Here is a 15398-nt window from a genome sequence, read left to right on the forward strand (position 1 = left end):
CATCGCGCCAGGCTATTATCCAAGCCTATTTAAGCCCTTTGGCGGTCAGCCACGCGTTCAATTGGCGCCGCTTCTCGGCGACGATGACGTCGCTTCCTGCTTTCTTCAGCTGTTCCTCGTAAATCGGAAGGTATTTCCCCGGGTCGACGGTTCCGGTCGCGAGCGAGCCGTAATATTCCTCGTTCACCGCCCGGACGTTGGCCAGCTCCGCCTTGACGGAATCTCCGTCGAAGACGAAATCGTAGAAGTCGGACAACCGCGCTTCTTCGTTGATCCGAACGGTCTGCTCGAGCTTGTCGGCGGGCGAGCCTTCCGGCAGGTACTCGTTGCGGATGTCGCCGAACACCCAGTCCGTATTCGTGTAATAACCGGCGTCCGGGTCGATGCGGATGAAGTTGCCGGTCGTCTTGGCGTAATGCTTGCCTTCGATGCCGTACACGAGCAAATTGTAGAGCTCCTTGTCGGTATTGACGAGCTCCAGGAACGAGAGCGCCCGCTCGGGATTCTTCGACGTTCGGGAGATGGCGTTCATCGAGCTTCCGGCGCCCGTAAAATAAGGGCTTGCCAGCGGTATAAGCTCGACGTCGTTGCCGCCGTCCTGCGCTTTGAACTCCGCCTCCGAACCCGGTTTGCCCGTCGGATCGAACCACACCGCCGCATTCCCTTTGACGTAGGCGTCCGAAGCTTCGCGCAAGGTGGCGGCGTCTTCGTTGATATAGCCTTGGACGTACCAAGAGCGGACCAGTTCGAAGTAGCGCGCCATCTCCGAAGGCACGTCCGGCAGCAGCTCGCGGGAGGGATCGTCCAAGTACACCGGGACCCGCCAATCGATGCCGTTCAGCATGTTCATGTAGAACCCGCGCGTCGTGCCGAAGGGAACGATTCCGGGTTCATCGTCCTTGATTCGCTTCAGGAACGGCTCGATATCTTCGATCCTGCGAATCGAGCCGGCGTCCAGCCCGTACTTGTCGGCGAACCTCTTCTGGACGACCAGGCTCGGACGCATCGCGGCGATTTGGTAATTCGGAATGCCGTACTGGGCTCCGCTCAGCCTGCCGTCGTTCCAGAACCGTTCGGGAAGAGACGCGAGCAGCCGCGGGGCAGCTTCGGGAAGCAAGTCCTGCACGGGGCGGAAGACGCCTTTCTTGACGTTATCGGTCCACGAGAACAGCCAATTGGACGTCCAGATGATGTCGGCCGGCTCGTTCGAGGCGACCAACGTGTTCATCTTCTGCTCGTAGCTGCCGAAGTCGATCGGCATCAGCCGAACCGTCGCGTTGATCTTCGCTTTGACGATTCGATTGACTTCTTCGTTCACGAGGGCAAGATCGGCGTTGGCCCGATATTCGGGATAATACCAGATCAGCTCGACCGGCTTGTCCGTTCCCGGCACGGCCGATTCCTTCAATTCCGTACCGAACAGCACCGAGGAGCAGCCGCCGGCGATAACGGCAGCCGCCAACCCGAGAGTCCCGAGCAGCATTCGTCCCGATGCCCTGATAGGCCTTGTTGCCATATGAACCGCCCCCGTCCATGATTTGTAATCGTTGCAGCGGATACGCCAAAGACCCTCGGCTTCCAAAAGAAGCCGAGGGTCCGTTTAGCCGCGGGGCAGCTTAAGCCTGCTCTCCGCTTGGCCGATCACCGATTCGGAACGTCCGTTGGCCGCGCTCCGTGCGGAGCGTCAGCCTGCCGTCCGATTGCGTCCAGTGGACACCGCGCCGGTTCATGTTGTCCTCAGCTTCTCCGCCGGGCCGAATCGCTTTGCCGCTGTCCGCGTCGAACAGCTGGATCGGCCTCGGAGCCTCAAGAACGACGGTAGCTTCGTCCTGGGCGGATATGGATAGCATACCATCTCCCAAGGCAATCGTCGACGGTACATCGCTTCGCGCCAAGACGACTCCGTCTCTCTCCAGCAAGGTTCCGCCGACGAGCAAGAAGGCATCCCCCTTCGCCGCGGCAGCCGCGCCGGCAAACCGGAAGCCGTCCGAGCCAACCGTTGAGACGGCGCCCGCCGTCCCGCCGTCCTCCATGCGAACATACATCGTGGTTCCGTTGTCAAATGTCAGCTTGAGGACGCCCTCGAGCTCCTGCTCCGCGATCTGCGGGATACCTTCGCCTAACCGATAGGGCGTCAGCGTCGCCACCAGGAGGGCGGAATTCGTGCTCGGCGTGACGAATGCGGCATGAAGCTGCCGCTTGCCAGCAAAACCCGCGACCGGCTGCACTTCGTTGCCTTGCGGATCCCGGTAAGCCGTCTCGAGAACCGTTCGGCATCCAAGCGCCTGCTTGCCGCGGAGGCGCACCCGAAGGCCTGCCTTGCCCTTCTCGATCGACGCGCCGAGACCGTCGGAATCGAACGCGAGCTTCTCGTCGGCATGCAGGTTCCACTCGAATTCGGAGCCGCCCGGACGATTCGTCGCCAACTCGTCGATCACGACGTACGCATTCGGTCGAACATACACGATATGGCGGATTGCCCGGGTCACCCCGCCCATGTAAGAGCCTGTCGCGTCGCCGCTGACCGCGTCGAAGGCGGCGTGATGGACGAAGCCGAGCACGTTGCCTTTGGCATCGAAGTCGTCGATCGGCTGACCTTCCCTGCCGTCGTACGTGATCGCGTTGGCCGAGTAGGTCCGCTTCGTGAAGCCGCGATGATGCACGCTGTTGTAATAATCGTACACGCCGCTCTTGATGGCGAGCGACTCTCCGAACGCGTGCAGGATGAAGCCGTTCTGGTCCGCTTGGCTGTGGCTGTAGCTGCCGTACGGGCTCGACTTGAAGTAGAGGGAGATCCGCTGCGGGTCGAGAAGATCCGAATGCATCGCGACCAATCCGGTCACGGGGAACCATTTGCCCTTCGGCAGCTCCGTCGGCGGTATCGATGGCAGGTCGTCGTCCCGGTAAAAATAATCCTGCAGCGCGGTCGCCGGCATTTCTCCGATCGCTTCGGCCGCCCACTTCAGCCGGGGATCGCGGTATGCCTGCGCCATGCGGTTCAACAGGCGAACGCTGTATTCGCTCGGCGCGTAATGGGAGTCGTTGCCGAAAACGCCTGCCTTGCTTCCGTGAGGGAACATGTAGATCGGATACAAACCCTCGTGGCGCGAGAACGCCTTGTCGTACAGATTAATGCCCCCCGCGCTGAGCAGGATGTCCATCAGCTCCTTGTTGGAGCCGGAAGACCATTGCCAATAGCCAGTTCCTTGGGACCAAGAGCCGTCCTCCCCTCCCCACGGCGGCAGCAGGTTGACGAAGACGGGAACGGAACGGCGCAGCCACTGCTCCGCTTCGGGGATATCGTGCAGCAGCACGGTGCCCATGAGGCCGATATAGCCGATGATGGTCCAGCCATGGGAATCGAACGGATATTGGTAGATGGGCTGATTGACCAAGTACGTGTCTATCAAATCGGCAACGCGGGTCTTGATCATTGCTTGAACGGCTTGCCGTTCCCCGGGCGACAGCAGACCGTGCAGCCAGTCGTACGCGATCGCGGAACGGTAGGCGACGGCGCGGTGGACTTGGTCGTTGATATCGAATCGGGTCGTACCGGACGGGTCCCAGGCCGTGACGTTCATTAGATGGTCTTTGGCATGCGCGCCGATCCACTCCTCCCCGGTCACCAGATAGACGAACGCCGCATTCAACAGACGGTCGAGCGTCGTGTCGGCATACGCGCGGAGATCCTGAAGCGCCTTCACGTACTCGGGGGAACTCGACGAAATCTTGACATTCAAGTAGGGAAAAGGCGGATCGGAAGGCAGCGGCTTCCCCAGATCGGCCATAACGGATTCGTAGATCCGGTCGAATACCGCCTTGGCGCTGCCGGTCAGCCGACGGCTCCGGAAGGCAGCGAGATCGCCGGTATTCGTCCATACCCGCGGATGGCCCTTCTCCATTCGCGAGATCATCTCGTCGATTGTCGGCACGGGGAACGGAACGTTCGCCTCCGCGATCCGGAACCTGCGGACCGAGCTCCATGGCGACCATTCTCCGGACGCGAGGCGATAGCGGACTTGCCAATACCAGGTGCCAGCGTCCAGCGTGCGGTCGAAATTGCAATAATTCGTCCCCAGCCCCTCGAGCTCCACTCGCTCCCCGTCCATGGAAGCGGTTCGGGCAAGCCGCAACTGATAAGACGGCGCTTCGGGAATATAGGGCCAGCTGAAATCCGGCGGATTCTGCGTCGTCACGAGTCCGTCCATCGGACGAAAAGGCATGTTGGCTTTCCGCAATACTTCTTTCGGCCATCCGTCGTCGAACGCCGGGGCTTCCGGATAGCCGGTTTCTTTTTGATTGAAGCGCATCTCTGATCGTTTCCTCCCGATTCCGGGCACAAGTCCCGTTTGATCGTGTTGCGTGTTTCCAGCGAGCTATCGCCGGGCGCGCCGGTTCGCATGCTTGCATGATGCGATGAGGCGAGCCCTTGCTGTCTATCGTAGGCGCAGACGACGGCGTTCGTAAATTCGCCGATCTGCAGAAAACTGCACGATCTGCAGCAAAAACAGAAAAAAGCCCCTAATCCGTCGTCGGATCAGGGGCGTTCGGACGTTCGATGCACGCTACTCGAACAGATCGGTGCTCAAATACTTCAGGCCCGAATCGTTGATCGTGAGGACGATCCGCGAACCGCGTTCACGTCCTTCGAGCAGCTTCATCGCGGCCGCGACGTTCGCGCCGGACGAGAAGCCGGCGAAGATGCCCTCGCGCCTGGCCAATGCCCGAGCGGCCGCCACGGCTTCTTCGTCCGTCACGGTCAAGAACTCCGTGACGTCGCGTGCGTCTAGAAGCGGCAGGTGCATGCCGTAGCCGCCCCCTTGAAGCTTATGGCCGCCGTCCTTGACGGGACGCCCCGCGAGAAAAGGAGCGGCATCCGGCTCGACCGCGTAGCAGCGTATGGCCGGGTTGTACCTGCGAAGCGCCTTGGCGCTGCCTGCGAACGTGCCGCCGCTGCCGACGAAGTCGACGAACGCGTCGATGCCGCCCTCCGTTTGCTCCCACATCTCGACCGCGGTGTGGTACTCATGGGCATGAACGTTGCCGAGGCGCTCGAACTGGTCGGCCCGGAAGGCGCCCAGCTCCCTTGCGAGCCGTTGCGCTTCTGCCTCCACGAGAGCAAGGCTCTCCCCCGACACTTGCCCCGGCGCCGAGCCCGGGGCTTGGTCGACGAGGACGACTTCGGCTCCCAGCGCCCTCATCATGCGCGCCCGTTCGGGCGAATTGCCCTTCGACATAACCGCTACGAACTTGTATCCCCTCACCGCGCATACGATCGCGAGACCCGTTCCCGTATTGCCGCTCGTCAGCTCCACGACCGTCTGTCCCGGCGTCAGGCTTCCGTCCTTTTCCGCTTCGTCGATGATTTGCAGCGCGATGCGGTCTTTCTTGCTGAAGCCCGGATTCAAATATTCGAGTTTGGCGAAGATTTCGCCCTCCAACCCTTCGGTAAGCCGGGACAATCGAACCATCGGGGTATTGCCGATCGCCAGGTCGGCGCCGGATAACAGCTTTCCCCTCATCCTTCCACGCTCCTATTCGCCCTTTATCGATACGCAGCTATACGATTCTTCGGATTCCGTTTTCTATGCGTTTGCAGCCTACGCCATCCGATACAGCCGACTAATGTCTACCTCGCCCTGCAGCGGCTCGCCCTTCGCGAACAGCTCCAATTCGCGGGTCACATATTGGCCGAGGCGATACAGCCCGTTGTTGGTCGCGCCCGCGATATGAGGAATCAACGTGACGTTCGGCAAGGACCGGAACGGGTGGTTAAGCACCGGGGGCTCGGGATCGGTAACGTCCAGGCAAGCCCACAACCGTCCTTTCCGCAGCTCCGTTACAAGCGCCTCTTCGTCAATCAGCGATCCTCGGGCCGTATTGATCAGGATGGCATCGTCTTTCATCAGCTTCAGCGTCCGTTCGTTCATCATGCGGTCGGTTTCCGGTATCGAAGGCGCATGGATGGAGACGACATCCGATTCCCGGAGCAACCGGTCCAGTTCGACCTTTACCGCCCCCAAGCCTGCCACCTCCGATTCGGACAAGAAGGGATCATAGACGAGAACGCGGACTTCGAACGAACTCAGCAGCCGGATCAGATGTCTGCCCGATAACCCCGCGCCGATGATGCCGACGTTTACCTCGTACAGCTCGCGAACCGACTCGCGCTGCTTGTCCCACTCCCCCTCGCGGGTATTGCGGGACAGTTGCCAGATGTTCTTGAGCGATACGATCGCGAGGCCGAGCGCCGTTTCGGCGACGCCCCGGGCCAAGGCGTCGTTGGCGCTGCAGACGCGGATACCGCGTCGCTCCACCTCCGGGCTGAGGATCGGTTTGACCGTTCCCGCCGCATGGGCGATCAGCTTCAAATTCGGGCAGCGATCGAGAATCCGCGCATCCAAGGAAGGGCATCCCCAAGAAGTAACGACGATATCCGCCCCCTCGATCAGCTCGGCCGTCTCTTCGGGCGTTGGCCTTCTTGACTCCTGATTCAGACGCAAGCGTCCGATTCGATCCAATCGCTCCAAGTGTTCCGATTTGAAAATCCGATCCGTAAGCTCCCTGTCTTGGAGCATGGCAATCTGCAGGTTGTTCATTCTCCCGTCTCCTTCAGCCAGCGATCCAAGAACGAATAGGCCATCCCCCGGATGTCCTCGGGAAAATCATGTCCTCCCGCCCCGATGTAGGACCGGAAGCGGTCTTCCTTGCCAAGCCGGCGATACAGCTTCATCAGCTCATGCATGCCTTCCCCGACGGATTGCCAATGGGGGAATATCGAATCGTCCTGTCCGGCATAGTTGAAAAAGGGAACCGGCGCGCATAAGGCGGCGATTTCATGGAACTCGAAGGGAATCCGGTCATCCGCCAAATCCGCCGAGAGCTTCGGAATGTGCGTATAGGGATAAGAGCGATAACTCCAATGATCGGGATGCGGATCCCGCGTGAACGGACTGAAGCCGCAGCTCGATACGACGGCTTTGATCCGATCGTCCATGCCCGCCAGGAAATAGGAATTGTAGCCGCCGAAGGAATGCCCGATCGCTCCGATCGCGTCGGGATTCACCTCCTCCAACGAACGCAAGACGTCCACCCCCTGCATGTGATCCGATAGATTCTTGGCCACCGTCGACCAATCGGGATGCCGTTCGTAGAAGGGGCCGCTATGGAACGCGGGATAACCCGGATAGATCCGTTCGCCTGCCGTAACGGCATCCGGCGCGAGCACCACGTAACCGCGCTGCACGAGTTCCAAAGCGTACAAGCGGTTTTTCCTTCCGGAATCGGTGGCGATATCTTCTTTGCCCTGCTCGATCGTCGGATGAAGCGCGATCACCGCGGGATACCCCGAATTCCGAGGGCGGGGAAATGCCTCCTTATCCGGAACCAACAGGTAAGCCGGAATTCGATCGCCGTATGCGGCATCGTAGACGACCTGGTATCTCGTATGTCCCGGCTGCTCGCTTCGGGAAAGGATTTGCATCCGTGCCGGGGGTCTTGCCGGCAGCTCGCCGATATATTCAAGCCAGATCCGGCGAATAACGGCGAGGTGGTCTGCCCGTTGTTCCTCGCTCTCCGCGCCAGGCAGCAGCGGCGGCATTCCCGAACGGTTCAGTTGCGATAATACATATGCCATAGGTCATCTCCTCTTCAGCTTCTTGCTATCCTTAGCCAATCGTTCGATGATTTGTTTGCCCGTCGGCGTCTGGGCCAACCCGCCCATGGCCGTCTCGCGGTGAATGTCCGGCATCGCGCTTCCGACTTCCAGCATGACTTGAATGACTTCGTCCGAAGGGATCGCGCTTCTGACGCCGGCAAGCGCCATGTCGGCGGCCGCCAGCGCGTTGACCGCACCGAAACCGTTGCGGACGATACACGGAATTTCCACCAAACCGCCGACGGGATCGCAGATTAACCCGAGCGTGTTTTTCAACGCCAAGCCGACCGCATGCACGACCTGCGCCGGAGATCCTCCCTTCAGCTCGACGAGCGCGCCCGCCGCCATGCCGATCGCGGAGCCGATCTCGGCTTGGCAGCCGCCCTCCGCTCCGGAGATAAAGGCGTTGTTCGCGATCACGTATCCAAGCGCTCCGGCGCAGATCAATCCGCTAACCATATGATCGTCGTCCCAGCCGAACCGCTCCTGGCTGCTTACGAACACGCCCGGGACGACGCCGCACGATCCGGCGGTAGGGGTGGCGATGATGCGGCCCATGGAGGCGTTCACTTCCGACACCGCGAGCGCGTAGGCCATCGCGGCGCCGGCAAACGGTTCCAACGAAGCCTCCTGCCCGCGGGTATATTCATGCACCCGTTTCGCGTCTCCTCCGGTTAAGCCGCTGCGGGATAACGTCTCCGAGGCGACTCCTTTATTCACGGCTTCCTTCATGATGCCGTAATAGCTTTTCATTTTGTCCCATTCCTGCTCCTCGGTGCGTCCCGATTGCTTCGCCTGGTCTTCCAGCATGATTCGGGAGATCGGCTTTCCCTCTCTCTCGCATGTTCGCGTCAACTGTTCCAACGTACGGAATCTCAACTCGGGACACCCCCGTTCAAGTCGATGTAACGCACTCTTCCGACATGCGCGATCCTTCCGATTCGTTTCCGCAGCGCGGGCGGAACTCCGCCGTCCGTTTCGATCGCGGTCGCCGCTTCGCCGAGCCTGCCTTTGCGGTCAACGTCCATGTAACCGATGTTCATGTCGCTCTCCCCCAACAAACGCGTGATGTCGGCCAGTATGCCGGGCCTGTCGTCATGATAGATGATTAACGTCGGATAATTGCCGGTGAATTTGAGATCGAAACCGTCGACATCCGCCACTTCGATGCTGCCTCCGCCGATCGAGCAGCCCGTCATGCGAACGCTCCGGCGTCCCGAACGAAGCGAGACGGTCAACGTATTCGGATGCATCGCCGCCCCGCTGCCCGTTGCGAACGACACCTTCATTCCCGCGGCTTCGGCATGTTCCAGGGATTGCGGAATGCGCCGGTCATCCGTGTCGAACTGGAGCAGGCCGGCGATGACGGCGAGGTCGGTTCCATGCCCGTTGTACGTGGCCGCGAAAGAACCGTAGAACACGACTTCGGCCCGCTTCGGTATGCCGCCGAGCAGCTGACCGGCTACCCTGCCCAATCTTACGGCACCCGCCGTATGCGAACTCGAAGGTCCGATCATGCTCGGTCCGATAATGGAGAACAGGTCGTTGAATCGCATGGGTCCGCCGCCTACGCCAGCCATGCCGGCAAATTCTTCTTCACGAACTCGTCATCGTTCAGATGCGGGTAGTCCCGGTACACCCGATCGATCTCTTCCTTCTGCCCTTCGGACAGTTGTTCGTGCGGATTCAGACACCAGGTCCCTTGGAGCAGGCCTTGCCGCCGAAGCACTTCGTGAATGCCGGGGATGCAGCCGGCGTAGCCATGGGCGGGATCGAAAAAGGCCGCGTTCGCGTCGGTCGCTTCGACGTTGCGCGTCAGCCAATCGAGCGATACGTTCTCATGCGTCCGGGCGCTTTTGATTTCTTCGAGCAGCTCCACCGCTTTTCGCGTCCATACCGCCCAGTGACCGAGAAGGCCGCCCACGATTCTTTTTTCGATGATCCGCTCCCCCACCCGGAATCGGTAAACCGTCAGCAAATCGTTGACGATATTATCGTCGTTGCCCGTATACAAGGCAATCTCGTCGCGGCGATCGGAGCAACAGACGGCGCGCACGACATCGATCGTCTGGTAACGGTTGAACGGCGCCATCTTGATCGCGACGACGCCCGGAATATCGGCGAACGCCCGCCAGAAGTCGAAGCTGAACGCTTTGCCCCCTACGGAAGGCTGCAAATAGAAACCGATGACGGGCATGACCTCGGCCACTTTTTCCGTTCGCTTCACGACGTCGGATTCCGTCAAGCCCTGCAGCCCGCCCATGCTCAGCAGCCCGGCATCGTATCCGAGTCCGCCGGCGATTTCCGCTTCGCGAACCGCTTGATCCACGGGACCGCACAGGCCCGCAACCCGAATGAACGGGCGCTGCAGATTCGCCCTGTTTACTTCTTCGGCGGCTAATCCGAGTACCTTCTCGTATAACCCAAACTTCGGATCCCGAATTTCGAACTGCGTGGAATGCACGCCTACGGCCACTCCGCCCGCTCCGGAAGCGATATAATAGCGGGTCAATGCCCGCTGATGCGTCTCGTCCAGCCGGCGGCTCTCGTCAAGCGCGAGCGGATGGGCGGGAATGACCAGCCCCTCGTGAAGCGCGCGGGTTTGAGCGGGGGATAATCGTTTGTCGTTGCTCACGGTTAGAATTTCCCCTTCCTCTCTTGAAAATGGGTCGGCTTATTCAGCGTCGCTCCGCCTTCTTCCACCCATTCGGACACCCAATCGATCATTTGCAAGAGCGATACCCGCGGATAACCGAATCGCTGCTGGCATTTGGCGGCATTGTTCAGCAAGGCGTTGTCCGCCTCGGCCCCTTCGAATACGGGGTCGATTCCGATTCGCTTGCCGAATTCCTCGGCCGCCCATCGAATGGACATCGTCTCCGGGCCGGTGACGTTCAGGAAGCGAACGGGCGTCTCGCAAGCGAGCAACGAGCGAATCGCGATTTCATTGGCATCCCCTTGCCAAATGACGTTGGCGTATCCCATCGTGAGGTTGATCGGTTTGCCGGCTTTGACGCTCTTCGCGATTTCGAGCAGCACCCCGTAACGCAAATCGATCGCGTAATTAAGCCGGTAAATGACCATTGGGATGCCATGGGTCTTGGAGAAGTGCTCAAACACGCGTTCCCGGCCCAAACAAGATTGTCCGTACTCGCCGATCGGCGACGGGGACGTCTCCTCGCCGGCGCCGCCGTACCCAACCGGAGTAAAAGGATAGACGTTCCCCGAAGAGAAGGCGACGATGCGCGAATGCCGGAATTTCTCGGCTACTCTGCCGGGCAAGTAAGCGTTCATCGCCCAGGTAAACGATTCGTTGCCCGTCGTGCCGAATTTGTTGCCCGCCATATAGATCACGTTCTTGACGTCCGGCAAGCTTTGCAGCTTCTCGTCGTCCAGCAGATCGCAGCGAATCGTCTCCACGCCGTCCGCCTCGAGCCGATCCTGGAGCCCTTGCTCCGAGAACCGGGATACCCCGATGACTTTCTTGCTTACTCCCGCTCGTTTGATCGCGTTCATCAATAATCTCGCAAGACTCGGACCCATCTTGCCGCCGACGCCGAGCAGCATGATATCTCCTTCGATCTCCTTGACGTCCTGAATCAACGATTCCGACGGCTCGGCAAGCTTCGCTTCCAATTGTTCGATCGTTCTCATCCCGATTTCAGTCTCCCTTTTGTAGATGGCTTTATTTTCATACTAGTCGGTCGATTATTAAAAGACAAATCTTTAATTCGTCTTTTAATAGCCGATTCGAAGCCCTTCTTCGGCTTCGTTCCGACGATCAGCCGCCTACTTTGTCTTCCAGGAAGGTGAAACGATACACTTGGATCGGCCGGCCCTTGGGAACCTTCTCCATGCCCGTTATCCGAACGAGATCATGATCCATCCACTGCAAAAGCAGCCGGTGGGCGCTTCTGACGGTAATGTCCATGATGGCGGCCAGCTCGTGCGCTCGATAGTCCGTCATGCCGGTCCTGGCCACTTGCGCCATCAGCTTGCTTAAGTACGCGGAGGTCATTCCGGCGTTCTCCGCTCGCTTGATCAACTCCGCGTCCATCAAGGACAGCGAGTACGCAAGCGGGTCCGTCATCGCAAGCGGTCCGATCAACGTGCGGTCTTCCCCGACGATAAAGCAAGTATCTCCTCCCGCTTCTTTCGATTTGCGAAGCGCGATTCTGGCATGCGTCCCCGCCTCGTTGGCGGAACGTCCGAAGCCCATGCCGATGCTGAGTGAAAGACCGAATTTTTGATAAACGCTTCTTCCCAGAGGGATCGACTTGTATCCGCCGGTGACCCGTTCGAAGATGCCGCGCGTCGTAAAAAACAAATATTCGTCTCCGCCCAAATGTGACAAATAACCGTCCAACGACTCCACGTAATCGAGCAGCAGCCGGTGGATGTCCAGCTTGAACTTCTGAACCTCGTGCTCCGAGGAGTGGGTATGGATCCGCTGTTCGAAACGATCGAAGTTCAACACCCCGACCACGATTTGAGCTTCCCTGCTTTGGCGGGTTTCCGTCGATAACAAGGCCCTTTCCAGCGCGACCGTAATATTCTGATCCGTCGGGATGATCCATTCGTTCGGAATGCCCAGATCCGACAAGGATTGCGCGACCGTCCCGTCGGCCGTCATGACGGCATCGCTGGAACCCGACTCGAATAAACGCCTATGGTAGTCGATCAACTCTTCGCGTGACGAATAATACGGTCCGTCATAGTGAACCGCCTCGATCCTGGTTTCGTTGATCTCGAGCAGCGACTTGTTTACCGTCTGTTTGCCGAGCGTATCCATGGAGAGCCGCAGCTTTTTTTCCGAGCCCAGCGCATTCTTCAACCGCGACAGCGCGCGATAGAAATCGGTATCCGTCAGGGGCACGTGATGCAGCGCTACTTTCAGGTTCGTTTCTTCCCGGATTTTGCCGTACGGGATCGGCCCCGACACGAGAATCACTTCGACTTCGTCCGCGACCTGTTCCGCCATGCGGGGAGCCTCGTCATCGTTGCCGTATCCCATCGGAATCGGCCTGAACGACGGGAACGATTTGAGGACGTTCAAGATCCGCTTGACCAATTCGTCCGGACCGATAATGCCGATCGATATCCCTCTCTTCGAGGAGGTATCCGCCGTTAAGCCGGCTGTTGATTCGGACATGCTCTTTTGCATCCGTTAGCCTCCGATTCGTTGCATTCTGTATTCGCTTGCGAATTTCGTGCCGTCATAGCCGACTGCGTCAGCGGGTATATCTGTCAGATACACGGGTCGGCCGCCGTTTTCCCGCGATCGTTTAGCCGCTATGGCCGCCATTTCAACCTCCGCTAACGAGGCGAAGGATAAGGGAGAAGGCGTCTCCCCGGCAAAGTAAGGCAGGGCAACCTCAAGCATCGATCGGTACAGCCGGGCAGCATCGACTTTAAAATGAGTCACGTCATGCTGCGTGATAATGGTCGCGTACATGGGCAGATACCCTTTTGTCCCGCCTACGATGACTTGACCGCTGTTGCCATTATGCCAGACGATTTCGATATGATGCTGAACATGCTCGGCGAGATAACGCACATACGCTATCCCTTCGCCCATAATCCCGTGAAGCATGGAATACGCATGGATTCCGTAGTTGAACTCGTCCACGGAGCAGCCGGCAATGGCATGGATCGTCTCCTTGCGATCATGCGTGGATAACCAATCTTGAATTTCCGCGCACCAGCGCAATGACGATCCGCCGAAGACTCTTATTCCGCGTTTCTCCCATTCAAGCATGATGTTAATATCCTTCATGTTGCCTGCCATCGGCTTATCCAGAAACACGCTTGTGCCTTCCTTGATAAATGCTTCGGCCCGCTCGATATGGACATCCCAGTTGCAGCTGTGAATGATGGCTAGATCGACAGCTTCGGCCATGTCCTTCAACGAAGCGAAAACTCGGCTGATGCCATGCTTAACGGCAAATTCCTCGGCATATCCGGCCGGATATACATGCCCCCCGTCAAAAACGCCGACGACGTCATGCCCTAGTTCCCGGATGATCGGGATCCAACTTGCCGGATGCGATGTATCCAGGTCGACCATGCCGATCTTTAATGATCCCATGCGGGTTATCCCCTTTACTCATGCTTTGTGCTTCATTCGTAGCTTCATCATACAAATGATTGCTCGCAAGCACAATCAAGAATGGCGCGCAAAAAAAGCCGCGATTTACGCGGCTTCTGATGAAATCCTATTCTACGATCGGCCTTCAGCGACTGCCTTCGGCGGCTGCCTTCTGCGCAGCCAATTTCCGGCGGTACTCCAGTGCCGGAAGTCCGCCCCAGCCCCAGTTGTCCGTATCGACTTCTTCGATCACGACGAACGTCGATTCCAGCGGCTTATTCAGCACGTTAAGCAGCAGTTCGCTTACGCCCTTGATGAGTGCCGCTTTCTCTTCGGCGGTCACCGAATCATGGTCAGGCGTCGTGCCCTCTCGCGTGACTTGAATGTTTACGATTGGCATGAATACTCTCCTCCGTTCGTTTCGATCGGGTTCTATTTCGACTTCTTTCCCTCGGCGGCTTAGTCCTGCTTGAAGGCGTTGACCCAATCCGCTGGCGACTGCAGGCCGGACAAGGCATGCTTATCGTTGATGACGTAAAAAGGAACGCCCCGGATGCCGAGCTTCTGAGCATCGCGCTGTCCTGCATCTACTTTCTCGAGCCCTTCGCCTTGGAGCAATCGCGCCTTGAGTGCCGCGGGATCGTTCGTGACTCCGTTTGCTTGCGCGATTTCCACTAGCTTGTCCACATCGCCAAGATTAACGCCCTGTTCGAAATAAGCCGTGAATAGCGCCTCGATCAATTGCGATTGCAGCTGCTCCGGTGTAATCGCGATCAGTTGATGCGACAATACCGTATTCGGCGTATATTTTACCAGCTCCATGTTGTAATTCAGGCCGAACTGAGCGCCGGTTTGATTGTATTGCTTCATTCTGGCTTCGAATTGCGCTTCTCCGCCCAAACGGCCGATCATGACTTTCCGGTAGTCCTCGCCTTCCTTGCGGATGCCTGGATTCAGTTGGTACGCATGATAGCGAATCGTAGCTTCCATGCCTTCGGGGAGCTCCTTCAAAGCGCTTCTTAGGCTAGCATCCCCCATTCGGCACCATGGACATACCGTGTCCAAATAAACGTCGATCTTCACGTTGCTCATAGCGCCTCCGCTACCGGCTTAACCGTCTTAATATGCTCGACGTAGGCTTTGCTGGTTTGCGCCAAACGCTCAGGCGTCACGTCGGACGTATCGTTAACCGTGAAGTGCGGCAGGTATACGGCGCTGATAAAACGCGCGCTTGCTTGAATCGGCGCCAAGATTTGTTCCAGCGTTAATCGGTTGGATCCCGTAGGCTGGTAAGATTCCGTCGTGCCGTAAGTCGAGATGGCTACGCCGATTTCTTTGCCGGTTGTCGCGGTCGCTTCAGGACCGTAAGCCCAGTTGTACAGCAGCACGTCATCGAACCATTGTTTGAGCAGCGGCGGCATGTTGTACCAGTAAAGCGGATATTGGAAGATGATACGGTCATGCGTTTCGACGAGCTGCTGTTCGCGTTGAACGTCGATGTTCGCGCTTGGATATTCCTTGTACAGCTCGTGAATCGTGATATCGCCGTTCTTCTTAAGTTCTTCGACCCATGCTTTGTTCCAGTTGGATGATTCCAGGTTCGGGTGCGCTACGATGACGAGTGTTTTCATATGATTCGCTCCATTTCGTTTG

Annotated in this window: 14 protein-coding genes; all 14 read right to left on the reverse strand. The window is 58.5% G+C overall.

All coding sequences use genetic code 11. The features are described from left to right. Nucleotides 1-25: 25 nt before the first annotated feature. On the reverse strand, nucleotides 26-1516 hold the full coding sequence (locus AC0YNU_RS06250) for an ABC transporter substrate-binding protein (RefSeq protein WP_475754344.1): 1491 nt from the start codon (nucleotides 1514-1516) through the stop codon (nucleotides 26-28). Nucleotides 1517-1616: 100 nt separating this feature from the next. Then, on the reverse strand, nucleotides 1617-4310 hold the full coding sequence (locus AC0YNU_RS06255; protein WP_475754346.1) for a DUF4962 domain-containing protein: 2694 nt from the start codon (nucleotides 4308-4310) through the stop codon (nucleotides 1617-1619). 255 nt (nucleotides 4311-4565) lie between these two features. Then, nucleotides 4566-5522 carry a PLP-dependent cysteine synthase family protein gene (locus AC0YNU_RS06260; RefSeq protein WP_475754348.1) on the reverse strand — a complete coding sequence of 319 codons (957 nt, stop codon included), beginning with the start codon at nucleotides 5520-5522 and terminating at the stop codon, nucleotides 4566-4568. A 78-nt stretch (nucleotides 5523-5600) separates the two neighbouring features. Beyond that, complete coding sequence (locus AC0YNU_RS06265) at nucleotides 5601-6599, reverse strand: hydroxyacid dehydrogenase (RefSeq protein WP_475754350.1); 999 nt, start codon at nucleotides 6597-6599, stop codon at nucleotides 5601-5603. Beyond that, a complete protein-coding gene (locus AC0YNU_RS06270) occupies nucleotides 6596-7636 on the reverse strand; it encodes an alpha/beta hydrolase family protein (protein WP_475754352.1) in 1041 nt (346 codons plus the stop codon). Before AC0YNU_RS06270 ends, AC0YNU_RS06265 begins: the two co-directional genes overlap by 4 nt. A 3-nt stretch (nucleotides 7637-7639) precedes the next feature. Beyond that, nucleotides 7640-8536 carry an L-serine ammonia-lyase, iron-sulfur-dependent, subunit alpha gene (gene sdaAA, locus AC0YNU_RS06275; RefSeq protein ID WP_475754354.1) on the reverse strand — a complete coding sequence of 299 codons (897 nt, stop codon included), beginning with the start codon at nucleotides 8534-8536 and terminating at the stop codon, nucleotides 7640-7642. Beyond that, a complete protein-coding gene (gene sdaAB, locus AC0YNU_RS06280; RefSeq protein ID WP_475754356.1) occupies nucleotides 8533-9213 on the reverse strand; it encodes an L-serine ammonia-lyase, iron-sulfur-dependent subunit beta in 681 nt (226 codons plus the stop codon). Before sdaAB ends, sdaAA begins: the two co-directional genes overlap by 4 nt. 11 nt (nucleotides 9214-9224) lie before the next feature. Then, a complete protein-coding gene (locus tag AC0YNU_RS06285; RefSeq protein ID WP_475754358.1) occupies nucleotides 9225-10292 on the reverse strand; it encodes a dihydrodipicolinate synthase family protein in 1068 nt (355 codons plus the stop codon). A 2-nt stretch (nucleotides 10293-10294) separates the two neighbouring features. Beyond that, nucleotides 10295-11311, reverse strand: coding sequence for an NAD-dependent epimerase/dehydratase family protein (locus AC0YNU_RS06290; RefSeq protein ID WP_475754360.1), 1017 nt, complete (start codon nucleotides 11309-11311; stop codon nucleotides 10295-10297). Nucleotides 11312-11438: 127 nt separating this feature from the next. After that, nucleotides 11439-12809, reverse strand: coding sequence for a hypothetical protein (locus tag AC0YNU_RS06295; RefSeq protein ID WP_475754362.1), 1371 nt, complete (start codon nucleotides 12807-12809; stop codon nucleotides 11439-11441). Between the two features lie 15 nt (nucleotides 12810-12824). Beyond that, nucleotides 12825-13745, reverse strand: a complete 921-nt coding sequence (locus AC0YNU_RS06300) for a Gfo/Idh/MocA family oxidoreductase (protein ID WP_475754364.1) — start codon at nucleotides 13743-13745, stop codon at nucleotides 12825-12827. Between the two features lie 145 nt (nucleotides 13746-13890). Beyond that, nucleotides 13891-14145: a tautomerase family protein gene (locus AC0YNU_RS06305; RefSeq protein ID WP_475754366.1), complete on the reverse strand. Its 255-nt coding sequence runs from the start codon at nucleotides 14143-14145 to the stop codon at nucleotides 13891-13893. 59 nt (nucleotides 14146-14204) lie between these two features. Then, nucleotides 14205-14837 (reverse strand): DsbA family oxidoreductase, encoded by a 633-nt coding sequence (locus tag AC0YNU_RS06310; RefSeq protein WP_475754368.1) that lies wholly within the window; start codon nucleotides 14835-14837, stop codon nucleotides 14205-14207. Then, the gene (locus tag AC0YNU_RS06315; RefSeq protein ID WP_475754370.1) at nucleotides 14834-15376 is read right to left on the reverse strand and encodes an NAD(P)H-dependent oxidoreductase; all 543 of its coding nucleotides are present in this window, start codon (nucleotides 15374-15376) and stop codon (nucleotides 14834-14836) included. The genes AC0YNU_RS06310 and AC0YNU_RS06315 overlap by 4 nt, the downstream gene beginning before the upstream one ends. Between the last annotated feature and the right edge of the window lie 22 nt (nucleotides 15377-15398).

This window comes from Paenibacillus sp. J31P316, from assembly GCF_056269105.1.